The sequence below is a fragment of the Microbulbifer sp. TB1203 genome, from assembly GCF_030997045.1.
In the GTDB taxonomy this organism is placed as follows: Bacteria; Pseudomonadota; Gammaproteobacteria; order Pseudomonadales; family Cellvibrionaceae; genus Microbulbifer.
This window is the reverse complement of sequence record NZ_CP116899.1, coordinates 133,965-157,757: the sequence shown is the minus strand read 5'-3', so window position 1 is coordinate 157,757 and position 23,793 is coordinate 133,965. Positions and strand designations below refer to the sequence as shown.

Here is a 23,793-nt window from a genome sequence, read left to right as displayed (position 1 = left end):
AAAACGATCACTGAGGCCGATATCTCGGCACAAAATCCAAAATCGTCAAAAATCACAATAGAAATAAGTAGTTACCTCTCCCCCTGAAAATGGGATAGCAGGCGCAGTGATCGCTTTGTCCAAAGCGGGAACCACACACCCGTATCCTGCAGCCTTGACGTGGCGGGGCTTTGCGGGCATTCTGCGTAAAATTTCACCAAGAGATATCGATCTTGGGCAAAGTGGTCTTGGGGGCCGCTATATATTAAGGGTCTCATAATTGTCTTCACAGTTTTTCAGGACATATCGCGGAAATGCCTATTTTTTAGACCTTTCTTCAAGAAACTTCTGAAATTTTAGTAAAGACAATTTTGAGACCACTAATAAATGTTAGCAAGGAGGTAGGATAGTGCCAGAAAGACTCAGATTGACTAAGAATGCACAATTTTACAGAGTCAATGAGCCTGTAGAAGATGAGCTAGTTAAAAATATCCTGGACACTGCCTCTGACAATATGAATCCAGATAGTGGATTTGTAATTGATGTGTTTAGGCAGGAACGGAACTTGGACGAACAAAGTTTAAGTTATATCTATTCAGCTAGGGTATTTCCTTCTAGTCGGCCAGTTTATTTCTTAGACGATAATTTCGAAGACAAAGTTTATGCATTTATATTGATCATTGAGATTGGCGACTATCTTGCTGTTCTAAAGAAGAGCTGTACCAACATATTTGACCTGATGGACGAAAACTTTACTCTTGTCGGCAGCAAGGAGTTTTCATCGTCATTCTCTGATGATGATGTAGAATTTCAGAGGTTGGCGCTTAGAAATATGACGGTTTCAGATCGCGCAATGAGATCTAGATCGTATGAGGCGGCTGACTTAAAAGGCTTGCTGTCTACTCACTCAGCAGGAAGATCAATCCCTTACTACTTTAAGCTCCGACAAGGGGCCAAAATCAGATCTATATCAGGAACTGGTCGGGTTGTTGAATCATCTAGTAGAGAAACAATCGATAATGTCGCTGTATGGGTTTCCGAACAAATCAATCTAATAGAATCTCCTAGCAATACAAATTTCTTAGATGCTTTCGCAAGTAAAGTGGAGCTAAGTGAAGTCTTAACGATTTGTTCGCCGAATGCCATCCTTATAGAGAGTCCTTCCTTGTTTGATCGCCTGAAGAAGGATGGTGTCCCAGTAAAATATAAAACAAAGAAAGGAAAAATCATCAGCGCTTCCAATCGCGTCTACAAAAATCTAGAGTCTGCACTGGAGAAAGTATACGAGATAGATTCAGATTTAAACATCATCGGTGTTAATGACGGTTCCCGGATTCGAGCCAACAAGAAAAGTCTGACTTTATATTCAAAATACCTTACAAAGTTCCGTGTGTCTGAAAACGGGAAGTTAGTAACCCTTCAAAAGTATATTGTTAAGCACGGGTTTTATAGTGTTACTTTTGACGACCCAAAATACATGTACTTTATGGGGTCGTGTTTCGAAGATTCTTCTGGGGTCTCAGAGATCGACAACATCCTCGAGATATTTCAACCAATAGAGGCAATTCCTGCCGTCAATTCGGAAAAAGGTAGCTTTACGGAAGAAAGCGAAAATTTTACAGAAGACTCAATGTTTGATGTCATTGAGAAGATTCATGCTGAAGATGATTATATATTTTGTGATGATCTAGGTGATGAGTGGGCAGATCATATAACCTTTAATAAAGAGAACTCAAACATATGCTTTATTCACTCAAAACATGGTGACCCCAGCACATCAGCCAGCAACTTGCACGATGTTGTGGGCCAAGGAATTAAGAACCTTGGAAACATGTATTTTGATGCGAATGCTATGCTATCGAAATTAGATAAAACCTTTAAGAATTATTACAAGTCAGGAAAAGGTATCCAGACGAGAATACCGAGGATACGAAAGGGCAACATCGATGATTTTGAATGGTATCTGGCGAACTTGCTTAAAGATTACAAGCTCAATCGCAGCTGCATCCTATGCTGTTCATTCCTTTCGATCTCAGACGTTACAGATGAGTTTAATAAAATAAAAGAAGGAAAGCCTGTGAGAGGGAATATTGTCCAGCTATTATGGATTATTTCTTCCTTCGCGCATGCGGTCAAAGATATGAACGCAAGGCCAATAATATATTGTGCCGAGTAATATTGCTAACAATGCCATGCACGCGACAAGCGCGTGATGGCGGCGGCGTTATACGATGCAGAGATGAAATTCGCTTTCGACCCATTGCGGGCTGAACAGATCATATAATTAGAACTCAAGACTACCGCGCAATAAAACGGAGTAACTATGGGTGGTTGGCATGTTACGGAAAATGACATTAAAAACTGGACTGCGACAGATAAGCGTAGATCTGAAGAGTTACTCCCTCAGCTTATTTATAAACTTATCTTAGCTTCATGCAGTCCGAGAAAAATCGATTTCCCGTTTGGAGACTCTGTATCTACAGGAGGCTGGGATGGAGAGTTGGAAGTTGATCAGGGGAATTTATTTGTGCCTTCGGGCGTGTCAGCTTGGGAATTTGGAACCGATAAAAGCGTTAACTCTAAAGCTAATGATGATTATGAAAAGAGAACCAAGGATCCTGAGCCATTTGATAAAAAGAAGACTACCTATGTATTTGTAACTTCGAGGCATTGGAAGGATAGATCCAAGTGGGAAGCCGATAAAAACCTTGATGAAGAATGGGGTAGCGTAAAAGCAATTAATGCAAGAGTTTTATGTGATTGGCTAGAACAGTGCCCGGCAGTCCATCGTTGGTTTGCACAGTTAATAGGAAAGAGGTGCTCTAACTTATGGGATATTGAACAGAGTTGGTCAAAGTTTTCTAATATCACAGAAATTTCACTCACTGATGAATTCTTCCTTCACAACAGGGATGAACTATCGGATCGTTTGAAAGACTCTTTATTGGGAGATCCCGCTAGTTATACAGTATGCGCCAAATCTATTAATGAATCCCAAGGGTTTATTCTTTCGGTCATATTTAAAGATGCTTCTCTAAGCTCTAAATTTCTAACAGTACTTGACCAGTCGACCTGGGATGATATTGCTTCATCTAAATCTCCACTCATATTAATGCCTATTAATTTTCAGCCAAGCGGTGTTGGCGATGCTGTGAGCAATGATCACATTGTTATTTTGCCCACGGATGAATCAAGTCAGCAGACCCCTCTTATTCGTTTAGACAAACGGCCTCGGTTGGTTCAGCAGGAGGCTATACAAAAACTCGGCTTTAACGATAGTCAAGCGTCTAAGTTATATTCTGATACTAAAGGCTATTTGGAACCTTTGCTGAGACATGAAATATTAAGGCCCCGTGAATATATTGCCCCAAAGTGGCCAGCAGAAATTGATGCAGATGTCTTATTTTCAGCTTTATTCGCTACTGAGTGGAATTTGAATAATGATAATGACAAAGATATTTTGTCCGCTTTATCTGGTATGGATTACGATCAACTTGAAAAGCAATTAGATAGGTTGTCCACTTATTCTGACACGCCGATCCGTAGAGTTGGTACGGTTTGGCAAGTGATTTCTAAGATTGACTTTTGGCTGAATATAAGAAATTTAATGTCCATGTCCCATATCGATAGGCTTGGGGACATTTGCGGCAAAGTATTGGGAGATATTGACCCGTCATATAACATGGACCCTGATGAAAGATGGATGGCTTCAGTTAAGGGTAATACGCCAAAATACTCTGGGCTATTAAAAAGGGATATAGCCGACACATTAGCTCTGCTGTCAACTTATAGTGATGATCATTCCTCTCAGCTTGGAGGAGTATCAGTTAAAAGTAAAATTGAGCTATGGCTTAGCAAGCTTTTTAAAGAAAATAATACGACAGAGTTTTGGTATTCCTTGGGGAGATCTACCTCGCTCCTGGCTGAAGCCGCTCCAGAAGTCTTTCTTGACGCGGTAGATAGTTCTTCGTTAGGTGAAAGTTCACCATTACTCGGCCTATTTAACTCAGAAGCCGAAGATAGTTTTACTGGAGGATGCTATCATTCTAATCTTCTATGGGCTTTGGAAACTATATCTTGGAATAAAAACTACCTCACTAGAGTCTGCCAAGCTCTGGCAAGATTGTCTGAAATAGATCCAGGTGGTAGATACAGTAATAGACCATTTTCATCCTTAGTCGATATTTTTATTGGTTGGGTTACATATAGCTCTGCTACTCATGATGAACGGGCCAATCTTATTAAAGAGGTGCTTTTAAAACAGTATCCTGATGTTGCCTGGAGATTGATGCGTGATTTATTGGTTGGTAATACGAGGATGACTAGTGGGTTAGCTAGTCCAGATTATCAAGATTGGGCTGAAGGGGTTAATAAATCGACAAAACAAAGCGACTATTTTTCATATGTCGGAAAAATTGTGGACATGATGATCGCTGAAGCCGACAAAGATCCAGATAACAGATATATTGATTTGGCCAGTAACTTTGACTCCTATACCGTTTCTCAGCGCGAAGCAATCATTGGAAAATTACTATCAGTTGATGTTGATAATAGATCCGATGATTCCCGAAAGAAATTGCTCCAGCGTTTAAGAGATTTAATCTCTAGGCACCGAGAGTTCTCAGATGCAGATTGGGCATGGCCAGATGAGGTGGTTACTAAATTAGAAGAGGTCTATCTTCACTTTAACTTTGATAGTCCAGTGCTCAATGCGAAATATCTTTTTGATGACCATTGGCCTGACCTGATTGACCCTGTAAAAAGAAGAAAAGTGCCATATGAAGAAAGGCAAGCATATCTAGATTCCTTGCGAGTAGAAAAACTAGAAGAATTATATGATGAGTCTGGGGTTGATGGCTTTAAAGAATTATTAGAAAGCTGCAAATTTCCTCGACTTGTAGGTTTTTCATTATACAAGTCTAAACTCAAGGACTTTTTTATTGATGATTTGGTTGTTTGGTTGGATCAAGATGATAGCTATCAAGAGTGTTCAAATGGATATTTTTCAGCGATGACGCATTCCGACTTTGCAGGTGCCAAGAAAATTCTTAGCGAACATCCTCTCATCGATGCATACATAAAAAGTCAAATGTTAGTAAATTTCCCTGTTATTAAAGAAACATTCGATATTCTTGAAAAATGTGATATTTCTGTACAAGAGAGCTATTGGCATAGAATAGAATATTACTTTGTTCAGGATAAAGATTCCTCATTGGTAGAGTACATTTCTAGAAATCTACTGAGAAATGGTAGGCCTGTGGCTGCCGTTGATGCATTTGCCCAGTCTCTTCACCGAGGTGCTAGTGCGGGAGATATGGATGCTAAGCTTGCTCATCAAATACTTATTAAAATCGCTACTAACCCTGAGGATATTGATAGAATCCCTATAGAGAGTGTAAGCCATGATATCACCCAGGCAATAAAGTTTATTCAAGATTCTGGTCAATGTAGTGACGAAGAGGTATTACAGATTGAATGGTTGTATGCGAAGGCATTTCGCCATCATGATTTCTCTCCAACTTTTATTCATAAATCAATTACAAAGGACCCTTCGAACTTTATCCAATTAATAAAGTGGGTGTTTGTCAGAAAGGATGGTGTTGAAGAAGAGGAGGCCATGCCTGAGGAGCAAGCTAAACAGGTTGCTAGTGCGGCGTGGAATATACTTGATACTTTACACCTTTTGCCGGAAGATGATTTTATTGAGGAATGGGTTTCGGTTGCTAGGGAACAGTTAATTGAATGCGGAAGGTTAGAAATTGGCGACCTGTATATAGGGAAATACCTATCCAAATGTCGGCCAGATGAAGAGGATGGAATCTGGCCTAAAAATTCAGTTAGAGGCATTATAGAAACTTTAAAAAGTGAGTCTTTCGAAGATGGTATAATCAATGGAAAATTAAATTCCAGGGGTGTTACCACAAGGCATCCATATGCTGGTGGAGAACAAGAGCGGAAGTTGGCCGAAGGGTATCAAAAGGACTCAGAATCAGTGCAGTTGATATACCCACGAACAGCTAAAATATTAAGGGGACTTGCAGAACATTATCGTTCTGATGCTAATTATCATGATCAGACTGTAGATTTGAATTAGCCGAATATTTAGGTAGGCATTTAAGGGCTAATTTTTACGGTTCATCCGGGTTTTGGGCGACTACAGACTAAGTACCGTATAATCGGGTAGCCGAGGGTCTCTAACCCTCACCCCCCACAACACCCTGCATGCGGGTCCGCACAGGGCGTTTCACTGAGAATGGTGAAGCTTGATCCATTCGTCTCGCAGCTCGTACAGTCCTTGAGATTTCAAATAAGCATTGGATAATGCCTGGTTAATCCCAGGGGTTTTGGAACTGCGCCACGGGCCTTTGCTGGTAATGCCACAGCCAACCGCTGTATGAACGTGAACACCTCCCTGGAAATGGGATAGTAGGCGCGGTAATCACTTTGTCCAAAGCGGGAACCACACACCCGCGTCCTGTAGTCTTGACGTGGCGGGGCTTCGCGGGCATTCTGTGTAAAACTTCACCAAGAGATATCGGTCTTTGGCAAAGTGGTCTTGGGGCCACTATATAAATATTATGCATGAGTCGATCAGTACCATGAGTAGAGAATTTCAAGACGTTGACATTTCTCCTGAGCAGTTTGAACTGCAGGTAAGAGAATGGTTACAGAACGCTGGCAATAATCTGGCTGGCTTTTCCGTGACTCACCTTGAACGCTTAAAAGGAGACAGTGGTGAGTACGAGATCGACGTACATGTAGAATTCTCAGTATTTGAGCAGGCAATTGTCAAAGTCCTCATTGAATGCAAAAAGTACAAGAGTCCGGTGAAACGCGATGTCATTATGGTGCTGGAATCAAAAATTAGAGACTCGAATGCTCATAAGGGTATGGTGTTCTCTACCTCTGGATTCCAAAGCGGTGCAATTGAATATGCATCAAGGCGAGGTATAGCCACTATTGGCGTGCAGCATGGGCATACAAACTACTTCACAAAGTCTTTAGGCGCCCTGCCTGCGAGCCCTCCTCCTTGGGTTGAAACGTCAGATTACATTGGTTGGTTCATTCGGCAAAATGAGCCAGGCGTCCAAAATTTCAGTCTCGTGGAAACAGGCAGGACCGAGGCAATCCATGAATGGTTAAACGAAAATGCATAACAAGGCCAAGCACAGCAATAACTTTTCCGTTGTGGCTTCGCCTCCACTACGAAGCTGCGCGTGTTGGCCGCATTAACCTTCCCGCTAGGAGGATCCATTGCAAGACCTAACTTTAGCAGAATCTCTTACTGGTCTATTCGGTATGTTTCTCATGCTTTTTGTTCTGGCGATAATTTCCGGAGCACTATTAAAATTACTGCTATTTATGGTCCCGGTGTTAGCGTTTCCCACCTATATCGGCCTGATCTATCTAGAGTATGGTTTCTCCTTCTTCAAGAATAATCGTAATAAACGAATACTCTCAGTACGATTCCCAAAAACTGACCCGTATAAGCGAATAATGAATGCATCAGCTGCATTTATAACGTTTAATTTCCTGCCTTACATCCAATTTTTGATTGACAAGCTTTCTTCTCCAAATGGTCATGTGGAATTACTTAAGGAAATGACTCGTGGAGAAGTGATTCATCCGGTTTTAATGTTTCTAATATTTGTAGCACTATTGGCAATTTATTTGGTAAGCTACTTCTTCGGGGAAGAGAAAGATTCCAGTCCAACAAGTAAATTGGAAAGGCTAGCAATACCACAACTATGGAAAGTGGTTGCGGCAAAAACGGGTTAAAAATTCGTTCCAGGGGACGGCCAACGCTATGCAAAGAGCCTTAAAAATGGATGAACATAGATACAGATTAATTGATCTTTCCATAAAGAGCTTTGCCCTTATGGGAGCCGCTATTGCATTTTTTTCGGGAATTTATCAGTTTCAAGAATCTAACGAGAAAGACTATAAACTCGAATTTTGGAATAAACAGTTGGAAGTGTGCTCCAAAGGTTCAGAGCTAAGCACAAAGCTAGCAATTGATGTTGAGGAGAAAATAAAGCAAGATGATATTTACGCTCTTTATCAAATTATTTATGGTGATGCGCGCTATTTTTTAACTGACAAACCTCGTGATGATTTGATGGCTGTAATGCAACATGGAGTTAATTGTAGTGGTGAGCGTATTTCTGAAGATGAATGCAATCACAACTACTTTAATAGCGTTGTACTTCGTTTTGCGCAAAGTTGTAGGGATATGCTCGCCAAGTCTTGGAATATGTCATTACATACGATAAATGATGGGAGAAGGTGGATCTACGATTAGGTTGGCATAACCAGTCGACCCAGGGTACAGGCCACAATATGCACCTTTTTCGCGGGTCGCAGCGCTCCCATTGTCGCGCAAAAGGCACACATTACGGCCTACCCCTGATCTCAATGTTGTGCCCCTAATAGAAAGATGAGAATTTGTATACGTTGTACACTAAATGTAAGAAAAATATTCAAAATAATGAAAAGTTCTACCCAGAATGCGGAGCTGAAATTAATGATGAGAAGAGCGATAAAAAATGGAAAACAGTAATAACTGCTGTACTTTCAGGTTTATTTCTGAAGGGCATGGGATCAAGCCTTACTTTTCCTACAGCCTCGTTAGCTATAAGAACCAGAGGAGATATAATCTTATGAATGAGTCAAACAAACCTGTAATTATTCAGAAGGAAAAACTTGCTTCTGTTGATAAGAGTAGGCGCATCACTAAAGCAGAAATTATTGAATCTGCGAAACGTGCAGAGAAAAAAGTTTTGCAGGAAACCGAAACTGAGAAGCCTACTAAATTTATTGAAATGGAGTAAGTCTTAATGGAGGTTAAGGTATTCGTAAGTCCTCTTCTCAGGGAAACATGCGAAACGGATAGGCTTTCAACGCTTATCCGTGATTTCAAAAAGTACAAAATTGAGGGGATAAAACCGGAAATATTTGGTAGAGATGTCCCATATGAATTTCCGGCTTCAGTCGCTCAGGCAGATATGCATCATATTCATGTTAAGGATAAAACATCGAGAAAATGGCATATTCAAAAGTTGGATTTTTATAAAACGAGCGATACTGCGCTGATATATTGTAAGGGGTTTATGCATATCAACTACTATTGCTTATTGGGATTTTTGGTGGAAGCTCATGAAACATACAAAAGTAATCCAATGTATCTTCTAAGTTTGGCAGAAGACGCGGAAAGGTTTAGGTCAAAATTTTAAGAGGGTTTTATGCAAGAAATTGAGTGGAAAGAAGGGGTTCCTTCGTTAGAAGGCTTATATTTTATTGCTGTTCGAATGGGGCCAGCTGCGGGGTGTTATGATTTTGCAAATTGGAACGGATCTTCATGGGAAAAAAATATAGAGGGCGATGTAGTTGCTTTCTGCGATGCAGGGAGTTTTATTCAGCAAATTTCAATTAAATGGCCTTTTGCTGATAATACGGAGTTAAGTTCAGAACCAAAATCTGGTAACGGAACTGAATTTGAAGAAGTTTAGCTAACAAGGTGCTCCACCTGACGGACAGTTTACTATGAGCACCTTTATGCGGTCGCTACGCTCCCATGATACGCAAAGGTGCTCTGCCCCCTGATCTCACGCTATGGTGAAGACAACGCTATTGCTAATCACGATCTCTTTTACGCTGCCGGTGCCGGAAAATCAACACGGCACCGGCCGCCATCGCCAGCGCCATCAGCAACCACACCAGATGATGCAATTCATGTATGAGGCCGGGGGGAGCATGGCCTTCGTGTGCCCAACCGAATACACAAAAGCCTGCGGAAAACAGCGCTAATAGTGCGGAAAAAATATGCTTGTTGGTCATTGTCGATCTCTCTGCCGGAGTTGTTGAAAAGGAATCTAAGCCGTCATTGCCGGTTTATCGTCCAGCATGCCCTCGCGGACAATAAACTGGATAATGTCCCGCAACCCCTCTCCCGCCTTGAGATTCGAGAATACGAAGGGCCGTTCGCCGCGCATTTTCTTCGCGTCCCGGTCCATGACTTCCAGTGAGGCTTCTACCAGTGGCGCCAGGTCAGTCTTGTTGATAATCAGCAGATCGGAACGGGTAATACCCGGCCCACCCTTGCGCGGGATCTTGTCACCGGCGGATACGTCGATGACGTAAATGGTGAGGTCAGACAGTTCCGGGCTGAAGGTTGCGCTCAGGTTGTCGCCACCGCTCTCCACGAACACCACATCCAGATTGCCGTGACGGGCCACCAACTCGTCGATGGCCGCCAGGTTCATGGATGCGTCCTCGCGGATCGCCGTGTGCGGACAGCCCCCGGTTTCCACGCCGATAATGCGGTCGGCGCTGAGCGCTTGGTGACGGGTGAGAAACTGGGCATCCTCCTGGGTATAGATATCGTTGGTCACCACGGCGATGTCGTAGTGGTCGCGCAGGGCCCGGCATAGCTCCCGCAGCAGCGCGGTCTTACCCGAGCCCACCGGTCCGCCGACGCCGACCCGCAGGGTTTGCCTGTTGGCCTGATTCATACTTCCTCCACAATATTTCTTTATCGATCATAACTACTCTCCCCCGGGGGAGGGGGCTTTGATCAGGCGCCCCCTCTCCCTAACCCTCTCCCCCAAAGGGGGAGAGGGGACTGTTGGAGCAAGTAGTCCGATCAGGATCGAAACAACCGGGTGTACATGTGTTCGTGTCGCGCACTGGCGATGGCCAGTGCCGGCAGTCCACTGCCCAGTTCGCTGTCATCCAGACTACGCGCGCATTCGATCGCAGCGGGCACCTGCAGCTGTATTTCACCCAGCAGCCTTTGGGCCTGAGTCTGGCCCAGCGGGACCAGCTTGGTAGCCGCGGCGACCTGGTTTTCCAGCCAGGACCACACCAGACCAGCCAGCGCCGCATTTTTGTCGATCTGCCAGTGGCGGGCAGCCAGCGCAAACGCGGTAACGAAACTTACCTCCGTCTCCGCCAGCGGATCGGGAACTTCCAGCTGCGCCAGCAGGCGCATCAGGGCGTTGCCGGTAGCGGTATCGGTCAGCAGCAGTTCCCGGGTTTCCCGGCACGCCAGCGCGTAGCGGTTCCAGTAGCGCAGCCTGTCCATCGCCCCCTCTTCCAGCGCCTCGTAGCAGCGCAGCAACAGCGGGCAGTCCACGTGCGCCAGGCCGTGTCGCAACTGCAGTTCCAGCCATTCGCGGGTTTCCTCCGCGCTGCGCACCCAGCCGGCATCGACAGCGTATTCCAGCCCCTGGGAGAAGGCGTAGCCTCCCACCGGCAAACTGGCACTGGAGAGCTGCAGCAGCCGCAACAGGCTCGCGTCAGTGGTGGTGATGGCCATGACTGTAGGCGCCGGACTCCGGGACAAAAACATCTTCTTCGCGGGTCAGGCTGAGCCCCAACAGCGCGAGCATTTCCTCGAGCACATGATCCGGCTTGATGCGCAGCCAGCGCTCGCCCACCTGCAGTTTCACGTGGCGGTTACCCAGGTGGTAGCAGGCGCGGCTGAAGGTCAGCCAGTCGTCGCTGCGGGCGGTGGTCACCGCCTCTTTCGCTCCCTCCACCAGGACGTGCCTGCCGCAGGCGCTGCGCAGTACCTCGCCCACCTGTAGCGGCTTACCCCGCTCGAGGAATATCCGCACTTCCTGCCCCTCGCTCGACTGCGCCCGCAGCCGGCCCTTGTCGCGCTGCAGGTGATCCAGCACCACGCGCGCGTCGATGGTTGGGGGCGTTTGCGTGTCGAGGCGTTGGTAAATTTCCAGCATGGTGTTCATCTCTCTGGTAATTCTCTGCAAGTAAATACTCGCGCCCTGTAGGAGCGGGGGGGCCATCCGCCCATGCCCGGGAACAGAGGCCGATCGCGGGCATGGGCGGATGGCCGCCCCCCCGCTCCTACAAAGTGGTTCCTTTAAAGTTAATTCGGGTTCCCTGTGGGTGAGTAGTTACCTCTACCACATCAGAACAGGCAGTAGCGCTGCGCCAGTGGCAGTTCGCTGGCGGGCTCACAGGTGAGCAGTTCACCATTGGCGCGCACCTCGTAGGTCTGCGGGTCCACGGTAATTTCCGGCAGCCAGTCGTTCAGCAGCATGTCGCGCTTGGTGATTGCGCGGGTGTTCCGGCAGGCAACCAGGCGGCGATGCAGGCCGAGGGCCTCGCCGATGCCAGCGTCCAGCGCGGCCCGGGAGGTGAAGGTCACGGAAGTCTTGGTCGCGGCAATCCCCAGGGCGCCGAACATGAGCCGGTAGTGCACCGGCTGCGGTGTGGGAATCGAGGCATTGGGGTCGCCCATGGGCGCCGCGGCGATCATGCCGCCCTTGAGGATCAGCGACGGCTTGATGGCAAAAAAAGCCGGTTTCCACAGTACCAGGTCCGCAAGTTTGCCCACTTCGATGGAGCCGACCTCGTGGGCGATACCGTGGGTGATGGCGGGGTTGATGGTGTACTTGGCCACGTAGCGCCGCGCGCGGAAGTTGTCCGCGCCTTCGGTCGCGCCCCGCGCATCTTCGGGCAGGCAGCCGCGCTGCACTTTCATTTTGTGCGCCGTCTGCCAGGTGCGGGTGATCACCTCCCCCACCCGCCCCATGGCCTGGGAATCGGACGCGATCATGCTGAAGGCGCCGAGGTCGTGCAGTATGTCCTCCGCGGCGATGGTCTCCTTGCGGATACGGGAATCGGCAAAGGCGATGTCCTCCGGAATACTGGTATCCAGGTGGTGACACACCATCAGCATGTCGAGGTGTTCATCGACCGTATTGAGTGTGTAGGGCCGCGTCGGGTTGGTGGACGACGGCAATACGTTGGGCGAGGCACAGGCCTTGATGATATCCGGCGCATGGCCGCCGCCGGCGCCCTCGGTGTGGTAAGTGTGAATGGCGCGGCCCTTGAAGGCTTCCAGGGTATCGTCGACAAAACCGGACTCGTTCAATGTATCGGTGTGGATCGCCACCTGTACGTCGTAGCGCTCGGCCACGCTCAGGCAGTTGTCGATCGAGGCCGGCGTGGTGCCCCAGTCCTCGTGCAGCTTGAGCCCGCAGGCACCCGCCTGCAGCTGCTCTTCCAGTGAAGCCGGCAAACTGGCGTTGCCCTTGCCGAGAAAGCCGAAATTCATGGGCAGGCTGTCGGTGGCCTGCAGCATTTTGCCGATATTCCAGGGCCCCGGCGTGCAGGTGGTGGCATTGGTGCCCGTGGCCGGCCCGGTGCCGCCGCCGATCATGGTGGTGACGCCGGACATCAGCGCCTCTTCCACCTGTTGCGGGCAGATGAAGTGGATATGCGCATCAATGCCGCCGGCGGTGAGTATGGAACCCTCCCCGGCAATCACTTCCGTGCCCGGGCCGATGACGATGTCCACACCGTCCTGCACGTCCGGATTGCCGGCCTTGCCGATGCCGGCGATGCGGCCCGCCTTGATGCCGACGTCGGCCTTGACCACGCCCCAGTGATCCAGGATCAGCGCATTGGTAATCACCAGGTCCGCGGTCTCTTCAGAGCCCAGCTGGCTCTGCCCCATACCGTCGCGGATCACCTTGCCGCCGCCGAATTTGACCTCGTCCCCGTAGCGGGTGAAGTCTTTCTCCACCTGCAGCCAGAGTTCGGTATCCCCCAGGCGCACCCGGTCACCGGTGGTGGGCCCGAACATCTGCGCGTAACTGTGCCTGTCCATGCGACTCACGACGGCTGTACCTCCGCATTTTCATCCAACGGCCCCATGACTTCGGCGCGGAAGCCGTAGACCCGGCGCGCGCCGGCGTAGGCGACCAATTCCACCTCGCGCCCCTGCCCCGGTTCGAAACGCACCGCCGTGCCGGAGGCGATATTCAGGCGGAAACCACGGGCTTTTTCCCGCTCGAACCTGAGCGCCGGATTCACCTCGTAGAAGTGGTAGTGGGAGCCCACCTGCACCGGGCGGTCGCCGGTGTTTTCCACTCTCAGGGTCACGGTCGCGCGCCCCGGATTGAGTTCGATGTCGCCGTCGGCGACTTGTATTTCCCCTGGAATCACGGGCGTCTCCTCAGGTAATCGGGTCAGGTAATCGGGTTGTGCACTGTGACGAGCTTGGTGCCGTCGCGGAATGTGGCTTCCACCTGTACCTCGTGAATCAGCTCACTGACGCCGTCCATGACCTGGTCTGCGCGCAGGATTTCCCGGCCGTAACTCATCAGTTCCGCCACCGTTTTGCCGTCGCGGGCGCCCTCGATAATTTCCATGGTGATCAGCGCCACCGCTTCCGGATAATTCAATTTGAGCCCGCGCGCGAGGCGGCGCTCAGCCAACAGCGCCGCGGTAAATACCAGCAGCTTGTCTTTCTCTCTCGGCAGTAATTCCATAATTTCCCCAACAAATAACCGACAGGTTCAGGTCGACCAGATACGCGGCGGGCAGGCGTCGCGCCCCAGCAACGGGGGCCGCAACAGCGCCCAGATCCGCGCCAACAGCTGCCGCATCGCAAAGGCGCAGCGGCCGAGGCAGCGCACCACCTGGAATTCCCCCACCACTGTGATCGCCGCCAGACAATCCGCTGCGCTTTCCCGCAGAAGGGTGCGGCACTGCGCCAGCACAGATTCGTCCGGCACCTGGGCGAAGGGGCCCATTACTAACAGGCCGGTGACGGGAAAGCCGCGCAATCCGGCCGCCGCCGATAGCAGGTCCGCCCCTGAGCCGTTCTGGTCAAGAGCGCCGTTCTGGTCAAGGATGCCGTTCAGGTCGAGGCGCTCCACAAACAACGGCAGCCCGTCGCGGCGGATTTCCAGCCGCTGCGACAGCGCACCGGCACTGAAAGTCTCCCCGCAGGCCGGCAAACCCAACGACGTGATCTCCCAGCAGGCAAAGCGACTTCCCTCCGCGAGTTCCACCAGCATGTCCAGGCGCGCATCGGCACCCGGATAGACAATATTTTCCAGCGGCAGCCATTCCAGCGAGCTGCCCGCCGCGAGCCGCAAGCGGACCTCCTGGCACTGCTTCAATCCGTCGCCGCGGGCCCGGTACACACGCCCCGCGCCGGTGGTGGTCACCAATGCCCGCGCACCGGTTTCCGCCTCCACCCGGATATCCAACTGGTCCCCGGAAACCAGCCCCCCCGGCGGGTGCAGCAGGTAGACATGTGCCAGGTCGCGACCCTCGGGGTAAAACGGCTTCTGCACATACAGCGGGCCGCGATGGCGGCTGTGCGCGAGCCGACAGCGGCCACCGGATTCCTGGAACCTGAGATCCAGCCCCGCGTACCAGCGATTGTCCACAGCGGGCGGAAGTTCCGGCCTTTTTGCAAGCGCGAGCTGGTTCATGAAAATCGGTCACACACTGCGAATACACCCAGGCAAACAGGATCAAAATCGTTGCGGCAGATGTAAACAAGAACAGGTAAGAATGGGTATGCGTCAATTGACGTAGTTTCCTGCGCCCGGCACTCGAAGACCCCGCACCTGCCGGGGAGGATATTCGGATGGATGGTCCGATGCTGCGCGCCGCGCGGGAGACGCCGGGATCAGGGGCGGGCGCGATGCCCCTGGGCGGCCGGCTGGACTCACTCTCAACCTGTCCGGTAGCCGCTGCGAAGGGACCTGGCCGGATCAGGAGCGCCATATTGGTATGACACTACTCGAAACGAGGCACAAACTCGGGTTTACTTCTGCGTCAGCAAAACCCATCTTTCCCGACGCACTGAGCGCCACACTAATAATTAAAAAGTTTTTATTTCAACAAGATAACTATCAAAACTTTATATCCGTACCAGCCTGTAAGCACCAATTGGTAAAGCCATTCCCGGTTGCGCAACCAGAATGCCCGTGCAAGTATCGCCATACCATATGACATCCAAGTCATATTGGTCAGGCAATGCTGCCGTACCCATTGCCCGAAAACGCGAGCTGAACCCGAAGTGCCAGCAGACACGATTCAGTGATTCGTTATCCAGGTGAGAAATTCAATTTGGATTTCGCGCGGCACCCAGAGCACCTGCAATCCAGGCGCTGCTCGCCAGGGACCGGCTCTTTTCACTTGAAGTGATACCAACAATTAAGGACGAGAGAATCAGCGATGAAAATTCAATTTCACAAAACCGCATTGCACAGGCTGTTTGCCCTGGTCGTGCTTTTATTCACCCTGCCCTTCGGCGCACTGGCCCAGCCCGAAGGCTTTGCCAACCTCAACGGCGGCACCACCGGTGGCGCCGGCGGTAGCTCGGTGACCGTGAACAACGGCACCGCTCTGCAGAACGCCATCGACAATGCCTCCGGGCCCATCACCATTTACGTCGACGGCACCATCACGCCGGGCAATTCCTCCGACAACAAGATCAACGTGAAAGATACCTCTGATGTATCGATCATCGGCGTCGGCAGCCGCGGCCGTTTGAATGGCATCGGCATCAAAATCTGGCGCGCCAGCAACGTGATCATTCAGAACCTGACCATTCACCAGGTGAACATAGGAGACAAGGACGCCATTAGTATCGAGGGACCGGCCAATAATATCTGGGTGGACCACAACGAAATCTACGCATCCCTCAATGTCGACAAGGACTATTACGACGGCCTGCTCGACAGCAAACGGGGCGCCCAGTACATCACCATTTCCTACAACTACTTCCACGACAGCTGGAAGGCCTCGCTGCACGGTTCCTCCGACAGCGACAGCGGCAATCGCTATATCACTTTCCACCACAACCGCTGGGAAAACATCAATTCCCGCGCGCCGCTGTTCCGCTTCGGCTACGGGCATATTTACAACAACTACTACAACAATATCGAAAGTACCGGCATCAATTCCCGCATGGGCGCGCTGCTGCGGATCGAGAACAACGTGTTCGAGAATTCGCAGAACCCCCTGGTGTCTTTCTACAGCAATGAAATCGGCTACTGGGACGTGCGCGGCAATATTTTCAACAATGTGCGCTGGGTGAGCGGCGACGGTGTCACCGCCGGGCCCAACGTCTCCTCTACCACCACCTATGACCCGCCCTACGGTTACAATCTGGATTCCGCCAGCAGCGTCAAAGACCGTGTCATCGCCTGCGCCGGCGTCAACAAGGGTTCCAATTGCGGCTCCGGTGACGGTGGTGGCGGCGGCAACAACAGCACCATCAACGGCACCTACCGCATAGCGCCGGTCCACAGCGGCAAGTCCGTCGACGTGACCTCCTGCGGCACCAGCGGCGGCACCAATCTGCAACAGTGGAGTTGGCTCAATAACAACTGCCAGAAGTTCAACATCACCCCGGTGGACGGCATCTGGCACCGCATCTCACCGGTCAACGCCCCGGCCATGGCCCTCGATGTGGACTCCTTCTCCACCAGCAACGGCGCCAACATCATGCTGTGGGAATACTGGGGCGGATCGAACCAGCAGTTCCGCTTCCAGGGCTCCGGCACCGGGCGCTGGCGAATCATCAACCGCAACAGCGAACTCTGTATGGATGTGTCGGGTGCTTCCAGCGCAGACGGCGCCAATATCCTCCAGTGGACCTGTATCGCCGGAAGTACCAATCAGCAGTTTGAGTTGATTCGCCAGTAACGACTTCTTCCCGGTATTTTCAGTGGAGTCTCCTTAGTCTCAATACTGTTGAGCTAAGCCATGTTTGTAGGAGCCTGCTTGCAGGCGAACAGCTAACGGAGTTCCGTTCTCGTTCGCCTGCAAGCAGGCTCCTACAGGGTGCCAGTCGGCTTACATGCGCGCCAGAAAAATGACCAACCGGAAAAACCAGGTCCAAAAATTGGATGGTGGCGTAACCACCAGCGTCACTTTTGGGCAAGTCCGGCGCCGATCCTGTCACTAGACTACTCTTTCCCCGGAGTCATCGCCTATTGATGGGCCAGCGAGAGTACCAATGTCCGATAAAACATCGCCATCCGAATTCGCCTATACCCACAAGGTCTCCAACCAGGTACCCCCCCTTACCGGCCACAATCTCTACGCCGGCGACGCGGCGCTGCGCGAAGCGGTTGAGCACAACGGCGGACACTGGGCGGAGGACGACCTGCAGCGCTACGGGGAAGTGTGCGGACGCCCGGAGATGATCGAGCGAGGCTATCTGGCCAATGAATTCAAACCCATCTTCGAAAGCCACGACCGCATAGGCAACCGCATCGACCTGGTGCGCTACCACCCCGCCTACCACCAACTGATGCAGCTGGCCCTCTCCGAGGGACTGCACAGCGCCCCCTGGACCGATCCCAAACCCGGCGCTCATGTGGTGCGCGCGGCCAAGTACTACCTGCACAGCCAACTGGAGGCCGGCCACGGCTGCCCGGTAACCATGACCTTCGCCTCGGTGCCCTCCATCAGGCTGAATCAAAAGCTCGCCGACGAGTGGCTACCGAAAATCACCGCCCGCGGCTATGACTCCAGCAACCGGCCGCACACGAAAAAATCCTACCTCACCATCGGCATGGGCATGACCGAGAAACAGGGCGGCTCCGATGTGCGCGCCAATACCAGTACCGCCACACCGGTCGGTGGCGGCGCCTACGAGTTGGTGGGCCATAAGTGGTTTATGTCCGCGCCCATGTGCGATGCCTTCCTGATGCTGGCCCAAATGGAAAAAGGAGGGACACCCGGCGGCCTCAGTTGCTTCCTGGTGCCCCGCTGGCGTCCGGACGGCACGAAAAACCCGCTGCAGATACAACGCCTGAAAAACAAATCCGGCAATGTTTCCAACGCCTCTTCCGAAGTGGAGATGCGCGGCGCCCTCGGCTGGCTGGTCGGCGAGGAGGGGCGCGGGGTCAACGCCATTATCGAGATGGTCGCGGTCACCCGCTTCGACTGCATGATCGGCTCCTCCGCCGGCCAGCGCCAGGCCGCGCTGCAGGCCATCTACCACTCCAGCCAGCGTAGCGCCTTCGGCAAAACCCTGATCGACCAGCCGCTGATGCAGAACGTGCTCGCGGACCTGCAATTGGAGGTGGAGGGCTCGGTGGCCATCACCATGCGCACCGCCCGGGCGCTGGATCACCTGGACAAAGAGCAGGAAAAACTGCTGATGCGCCTGGGCACCGCGGTGGGCAAATACTGGATCTGCAAACGCACCCCGCACCACGCCTACGAGGCCATGGAGTGCCTGGGCGGCAACGGCGTGGTGGAAAACTTTATCACCGCGCGCCTGTACCGAGACGCGCCCATCAACGCCATCTGGGAGGGCTCCGGTAATATCCAGGCGCTGGATGTGCTGCGTGCGATCGGCAAAACCCCCGCGGTACTGCTGGCCTGGTACGACGAACTGGAACGCAGCGCCGGCGCCGACCCGCGCCTGGACAGCGCCATCGCCAGGCTGAAAAAACAAATGGCGGACATGGACGACCTGGAATACCGCGCTCGCCAACTGGTAGACCAGATGGCGCTTACCATGCAGGCACACTTGCTGGTACAGGGCGGCAACAGCGCCGTGGCAGAGGCATTCATCGCCTCTCGCCTGGGTGCCGAGGGCACCAACAACACCGGCTGCCTGCCCACCGGGCTGGATGTGAAAACCCTCATCGAGCGGGGCAATCCCCTCTCTGCATAACCTTCCCTTTGCAAGCCCCCTGATGGGGGGCACCGCCTTCCCCGACCGCCGGCGAGGACACCAATGAGGCGCCTAAAACCACCTGGGTGATCCACACAGCGCCTTCAACACGGATTTCGTCCACTTATCCCACAGTCCTTTATCCTGATCGTCGGGATTTTATAGCCTGTAGCCACTTTCAACAGGCGCAGCCTATGCCCCCCTTCCTGTCAGGTGAGCGAGTATGCGGAACCCGCACAGACGTAATTTCCTAAAAATATCGGCACTGACAGCCGGTGCCATGCTGGTTTCCATCACCTTGCCCGTGCGCGCCCGAAGCAGTAGTGCACAACAGCCGGTATCTCCCCAGTGGTGTGTGTATGTCAGCATCAACAGGGACAACTCCGTCGTCATGCAGTCCCCCATTATGGAGATGGGACAATTCATGCGCACCGCGGGACCGATGATACTGGCCGATGAAATGGATCTGGACTGGTCCCTGATTCGCTTCAGCCTCGATATGCCCACTTACCTGAAGCGCAACCGGGAGGGAGACCTGGTCTACGACCATGCGCAAATAGGCACGGGGGGCAGCCAGACCCTGAAAAACAACTGGACCTACCTGCGCACCGCCGGCGCGACGATCAGGCGCATGCTGATAGAAGAGGCGGCGGAGCGGTGGGATTGCAGCCCGGACCGACTGACGGCCAAACTGAGCCAGATAATCGACACGCGCACCGGCCGGAAATTCAGCTACGGGGATCTGGCCGAAAAAGCCGCGCGCAGACAGGTGGATACCAGTCAGCTTAACCTCAAGCAACCCTCCCAGTTTCATATCATGGGTAAAAGCCAGCCGGCCATCGACGCCAGGGAAATCGTCACCGGTGCTCCCCTGTTTGCTATTGATGAAAACTATGCCAATGCCCTGCTGGTGGCCATAGATCGAGCCCCGACCATGGGGGCGCAAATTGCCGGCTACGACAAAAAGGCTGCCCTGGCAATTCCCGGCGTCAGACAGCTTGTGGAAATGCCCCACGAAAGTGGGCCCCACTGGCCGGATGGAAAGACCCAGCTTCGCGCCGCCGGAGTCGCCGTTCTCGCGGACAGCTTCTGGGCCGCCATGCGGGGCAAGGACGCACTGAAAACAACCTGGAAAGACACCAATCAATATGCGGGATTGAACTCCAAGGCGCACAGGGAAACCCTCAAAGCACTGGCCCGGTCCGATCAACCGGGCAAACAGCTGCGCGATGACGGCAAGGTGGAGCAGGCACTGCAACAAGCCGATACGGTAGTGGAGCACTGCTACGAACGCGCGTTTCTCGCCCACGCCTGCATGGAACCCCTCAACTGCATCGCCGATGTGCGCAAAGACAGCGCCACCGTGGTGGTGGGCCACCAGTGGCCCCACGTGGCGGCACTGGAGGTGGAGGATATCGCGGGCATAGACGCCCTCAAGGTGGAAGTGATCAACAAACGCATGGGCGGCGGCTTCGGTCGCAAAGGCGCGGCGGATTATCTGCGCGAGGCCATCTGGCTCAGCCACAAAGTCGGCCAACCGGTCCAGGTAATCTGGACCCGTGAAAACGATATGGAGCGGGACTTCTTCGCCCCCGCAGCGGCAGTACAGATACGCGCCGGCCTGAAACAGGGACGGATTCACGGCTGGCATATGCGCCAGGCGCAAACCGCCGGCGAGGCGGAATCCCACAATTTCCCCGCACACCTGGTAAAGGACTGCCGGATTGAAAGCCTCGCCGGCAATGAACCCTTCCCCTTGGGCACCTGGCGCGGCCCCAGGCAGATGCAGCAGGCCTTTGCCATAGAGTCCATGCTGGATGAGCTGGCCCACGAGGCCGCTGCCGACCCGCTGGCATTCCGGCTGGCCCTGATGGAGCCGGCCAAGGCCCACCCCATTGATTACTGGGCCGCCGGGCACCTGGACTCGGGGCGTATGGCCCGCTGCTACCGCTCCGCCGCCAAAATGGCAGGCTGGGGGCGGAAGCTGAAAAAGGGCGAAGGGCTGGGCATCGCCGGGCACTTTACCTTCGGCACCTATGTGGCCTTTGTGCTGCAGGTACATTTGGATGACAACAAACAGCTTTCCCTGCAAAAGGCCTGGGGCGCCATTGATTGCGGCTTCGCGGTGAATCCCAACCATATCCGCGCACAGATGGAAGGCGGCCTTCTCGATGGCCTGAATGCCGCACTGTTCAATGAAGCCCTGATAGAGAACAGCCGGGTACAGACCCGAAATTTTGGCCAATTGCGCTGGATGCGCATGGGGGAAGCTCCGCTCGAGATTGAAACAGAGATCATCGAAAGTGACGAAGAACCCACCGGTGTTGGCGAGCCCCCAGTCCCGCCCGCGCCGGCGGCCCTGGCCAACGCCATCTTTGCCGCCAGCGGCCTGCGTTTGCGCCGTATGCCATTTTCAGAGCACATCAGGATTTAACTATGGCCATTCACTTTTCCGTGAATCAGCAAGAGGTCGAGGTGGGCCCGGATGAAGAGGAGATGCCGTTACTCTGGTTTCTTCGCGAAAAATTGCGCTTGACCGGCAGCAAGTTCGGCTGCGGCATAGGCCAATGCGGTGCCTGTACAGTACATATGAACGGCACTGCTGTACGTTCATGCCTGTTACCCGTCGGGCAGTTGCAGGGCAGTCAGATCCGCACCATCGAAGGCCTGTCGCCCACAGGGCAGTTACATCCGGTGCAACAGGCCTGGCTGGATCAGGACGTCCCCCAATGCGGCTATTGCCAGGCCGGGCAGATCATGGCGGCAGTTTCGCTGCTGGAGCGCATCAATCAGCCGACGGACCAGCAAATTTCCGACAACATGACCAACATCTGCCGTTGCGGCACCTATACCCGTATTCGAAAGGCCATCAGGCAGGCGGCGGAAGCGCATGCCGAAAAGGCCGCTACTGAAGCTTGAACTGCTGCAACTCCCTGCGGTACTTCTTGCTCAGGGCCAGTGTTTGCCCGTTTTTCAACAGGACTTCACCGCCTCCCGATGATCGCCCGGTGATCTGGCTGATGGCCTCCCGATTGACGATATAAGAGCGGTGAATGCGCAGGAAGCTGTCCGCCGGCAGCTTTCGCTGTAATTGCTGCATGGTTGAACGAACAAGATAACTCGCTTCTTCGCAATGCACTTCCACATAGTTGCCGGATGCGCTTAACCACTGGATCTGTTCAATGGGCAGCAGGGTTTGGCCGCTGCCTTTGTTCACCAGAATAGACTCTGGACACTGTTCCGGTGCGGTGACCTCGCCTGCGTCCGGCGTTGTCGAAGTCCGCCGGACAGCCTTGGGGCAAAGGTAGAAGCGCCACACCAACAGCACCACCAAAGACGCCACCAGATAGCGTGGAAACAGAATTACCAGGCTGGCGATTTCGTCTCCTGTCTTTGCCATCAGATCAAGGCTGATCCTGATCACCAGGGCGACAACCAGCAGCATGGCCACCCCCAGCCATGGCTCGACCGACTTGTCACTGGCATGGTTGTAGCGTCGCAAGAACCTGAGTGCAACAGGGGTAAGAATCAACCACGCCCCCCATTCCCGGCAAGCCCAACCCAAGGTATTCCAGGCCACCGCCCAACTGACAGGGCTGGACAAAAGGACTTGTTTGTAAACCAGGCAGTAGCAGGTCAAGGCAACCAGGTACAGACCCCAACCCACCATGGGTGCGACCACATCCCTGGCTCCAAAGCTGAGTAGCCTGTGCCGGTGTGAAGGGACCATTCGAGAGGTGAATGTCGATAGCTGTTTAAACATGGTTGTTCAGTGCTTCTGCCTTCCAGTTTGCAAGTTTGAATGGAGCCGTGACTTAGGCCCTAACATTATCGCAGTGGGGTGTCGGGTCAACATGTTCACCTTCCCGGCAGCGGGCGGGTCGCCAGCCAGGAACCGCCGGCAGCGAACAGCAGCCCCAGCACCGCCAGCAGTCTCCAGTCCGCCCCCAGACCGCACCAACCCTATCACGCCGACATCCTACGCTGGGTGCGCACCATCGGCGACGTGGTGTTTATCGTCAGCGCCCTGGCGGTGTGCTGGCAGGTGGTTAAAGGGCTCTTTCTCCCGGATATTCCCGCATTGATCGAAGCCCCTATTTCTGCCCGAGCCCGCAATAGCTGAGATAAAACTGCTGCGCCGTATGTCCGCCGTGGTTCGCATGCAGATTGGGAACTGCCCGGCGGCGGTGCAGTGCTTCGCGGTCGCCTTTGTAGTCGATGGCCCCAGCATGCCGTCGGGATAAGCGCGAAGTGAAAAGACACGGCCGGGGCGGCACAGCCGGGTTTCGCATCCGGCGCCACGGCAGTTTTCACTGTTTTCAGCCTACTGGCAGCAGAGACGC

The 23,793-nt window shown here is 52.8% G+C and carries 22 protein-coding genes; 13 read left to right on the top strand and 9 right to left on the bottom strand.

The window, feature by feature from the left end; translation table 11 throughout:
- The first annotated feature begins 388 nt into the window (after positions 1 to 388).
- From PP263_RS00555 to PP263_RS00520, 8 genes are all read left to right on the top strand, one after another.
- A complete protein-coding gene (locus PP263_RS00555; RefSeq protein ID WP_308366442.1) occupies positions 389 to 2,155 on the top strand; it encodes a hypothetical protein in 1,767 nt (588 codons plus the stop codon).
- A gap of 147 nt (positions 2,156 to 2,302) precedes the next feature.
- Positions 2,303 to 6,073 carry a hypothetical protein gene (locus tag PP263_RS00550; RefSeq protein ID WP_308366441.1) on the top strand — a complete coding sequence of 1,257 codons (3,771 nt, stop codon included), beginning with the start codon at positions 2,303 to 2,305 and terminating at the stop codon, positions 6,071 to 6,073.
- Positions 6,074 to 6,578: 505 nt separating this feature from the next.
- Positions 6,579 to 7,136: a restriction endonuclease gene (locus PP263_RS00545; RefSeq protein ID WP_308366440.1), complete on the top strand. Its 558-nt coding sequence runs from the start codon at positions 6,579 to 6,581 to the stop codon at positions 7,134 to 7,136.
- 97 nt (positions 7,137 to 7,233) lie between these two features.
- Positions 7,234 to 7,758 carry a hypothetical protein gene (locus tag PP263_RS00540; protein ID WP_308366439.1) on the top strand — a complete coding sequence of 175 codons (525 nt, stop codon included), beginning with the start codon at positions 7,234 to 7,236 and terminating at the stop codon, positions 7,756 to 7,758.
- Between the two features lie 46 nt (positions 7,759 to 7,804).
- On the top strand, positions 7,805 to 8,281 hold the full coding sequence (locus PP263_RS00535; RefSeq protein WP_308366438.1) for a hypothetical protein: 477 nt from the start codon (positions 7,805 to 7,807) through the stop codon (positions 8,279 to 8,281).
- A 358-nt stretch (positions 8,282 to 8,639) separates the two neighbouring features.
- Positions 8,640 to 8,810, top strand: coding sequence for a hypothetical protein (locus PP263_RS00530; protein ID WP_308366437.1), 171 nt, complete (start codon positions 8,640 to 8,642; stop codon positions 8,808 to 8,810).
- A 6-nt stretch (positions 8,811 to 8,816) separates the two neighbouring features.
- The gene (locus PP263_RS00525) at positions 8,817 to 9,212 is read left to right on the top strand and encodes a type II toxin-antitoxin system YafO family toxin (RefSeq protein ID WP_308366436.1); all 396 of its coding nucleotides are present in this window, start codon (positions 8,817 to 8,819) and stop codon (positions 9,210 to 9,212) included.
- Between the two features lie 9 nt (positions 9,213 to 9,221).
- Positions 9,222 to 9,488, top strand: a complete 267-nt coding sequence (locus PP263_RS00520; RefSeq protein ID WP_308366435.1) for a hypothetical protein — start codon at positions 9,222 to 9,224, stop codon at positions 9,486 to 9,488.
- A 124-nt stretch (positions 9,489 to 9,612) separates the two neighbouring features.
- Here the strand turns inward: PP263_RS00520 and PP263_RS00515 are convergent, their stop codons facing one another.
- From PP263_RS00515 to PP263_RS00480, 8 genes are all read right to left on the bottom strand, one after another.
- Positions 9,613 to 9,816 (bottom strand): hypothetical protein, encoded by a 204-nt coding sequence (locus tag PP263_RS00515; RefSeq protein ID WP_308366434.1) that lies wholly within the window; start codon positions 9,814 to 9,816, stop codon positions 9,613 to 9,615.
- A gap of 35 nt (positions 9,817 to 9,851) precedes the next feature.
- A complete protein-coding gene (gene ureG, locus PP263_RS00510) occupies positions 9,852 to 10,490 on the bottom strand; it encodes an urease accessory protein UreG (protein WP_308366433.1) in 639 nt (212 codons plus the stop codon).
- A gap of 131 nt (positions 10,491 to 10,621) precedes the next feature.
- Positions 10,622 to 11,296, bottom strand: coding sequence for an urease accessory UreF family protein (locus tag PP263_RS00505; RefSeq protein ID WP_308366432.1), 675 nt, complete (start codon positions 11,294 to 11,296; stop codon positions 10,622 to 10,624).
- The gene (gene ureE / locus PP263_RS00500) at positions 11,277 to 11,729 is read right to left on the bottom strand and encodes an urease accessory protein UreE (protein WP_308366431.1); all 453 of its coding nucleotides are present in this window, start codon (positions 11,727 to 11,729) and stop codon (positions 11,277 to 11,279) included. The genes PP263_RS00505 and ureE overlap by 20 nt, the downstream gene beginning before the upstream one ends.
- 182 nt (positions 11,730 to 11,911) lie before the next feature.
- A complete protein-coding gene (gene ureC / locus PP263_RS00495; RefSeq protein WP_308366430.1) occupies positions 11,912 to 13,627 on the bottom strand; it encodes an urease subunit alpha in 1,716 nt (571 codons plus the stop codon).
- Positions 13,624 to 13,956 (bottom strand): urease subunit beta, encoded by a 333-nt coding sequence (locus tag PP263_RS00490; protein WP_308366429.1) that lies wholly within the window; start codon positions 13,954 to 13,956, stop codon positions 13,624 to 13,626. The genes ureC and PP263_RS00490 overlap by 4 nt, the downstream gene beginning before the upstream one ends.
- Before the next feature lie 23 nt (positions 13,957 to 13,979).
- A complete protein-coding gene (locus PP263_RS00485) occupies positions 13,980 to 14,282 on the bottom strand; it encodes an urease subunit gamma (RefSeq protein WP_308366428.1) in 303 nt (100 codons plus the stop codon).
- 27 nt (positions 14,283 to 14,309) lie between these two features.
- Positions 14,310 to 15,191: an urease accessory protein UreD gene (locus PP263_RS00480; protein ID WP_308366427.1), complete on the bottom strand. Its 882-nt coding sequence runs from the start codon at positions 15,189 to 15,191 to the stop codon at positions 14,310 to 14,312.
- Positions 15,192 to 15,987: 796 nt separating this feature from the next.
- On the opposite strand from PP263_RS00480, the gene PP263_RS00475 reads away from it, so the two are divergent.
- From PP263_RS00475 to PP263_RS00460, 4 genes are all read left to right on the top strand, one after another.
- On the top strand, positions 15,988 to 17,463 hold the full coding sequence (locus PP263_RS00475; RefSeq protein WP_308366426.1) for an RICIN domain-containing protein: 1,476 nt from the start codon (positions 15,988 to 15,990) through the stop codon (positions 17,461 to 17,463).
- 313 nt (positions 17,464 to 17,776) lie between these two features.
- Positions 17,777 to 19,450: an acyl-CoA dehydrogenase family protein gene (locus PP263_RS00470; RefSeq protein ID WP_308366425.1), complete on the top strand. Its 1,674-nt coding sequence runs from the start codon at positions 17,777 to 17,779 to the stop codon at positions 19,448 to 19,450.
- 223 nt (positions 19,451 to 19,673) lie between these two features.
- A complete protein-coding gene (locus PP263_RS00465) occupies positions 19,674 to 21,884 on the top strand; it encodes a molybdopterin cofactor-binding domain-containing protein (RefSeq protein WP_308366424.1) in 2,211 nt (736 codons plus the stop codon).
- 2 nt (positions 21,885 to 21,886) lie between these two features.
- Entirely contained in the window at positions 21,887 to 22,369 is a 483-nt protein-coding gene (locus tag PP263_RS00460; protein WP_308366423.1) for a 2Fe-2S iron-sulfur cluster-binding protein, read from the top strand.
- Here the strand turns inward: PP263_RS00460 and PP263_RS00455 are convergent.
- The gene (locus PP263_RS00455) at positions 22,356 to 23,213 is read right to left on the bottom strand and encodes a LytTR family DNA-binding domain-containing protein (protein ID WP_308366422.1); all 858 of its coding nucleotides are present in this window, start codon (positions 23,211 to 23,213) and stop codon (positions 22,356 to 22,358) included. The two genes, PP263_RS00460 and PP263_RS00455, sit on opposite strands and share 14 nt — an antisense overlap.
- A gap of 78 nt (positions 23,214 to 23,291) precedes the next feature.
- Here PP263_RS00455 and PP263_RS00450 point away from each other — a divergent pair, with 78 nt between their 5' ends.
- Complete coding sequence (locus tag PP263_RS00450) at positions 23,292 to 23,573, top strand: hypothetical protein (protein WP_308366421.1); 282 nt, start codon at positions 23,292 to 23,294, stop codon at positions 23,571 to 23,573.
- Positions 23,574 to 23,793 lie beyond the last annotated feature (220 nt).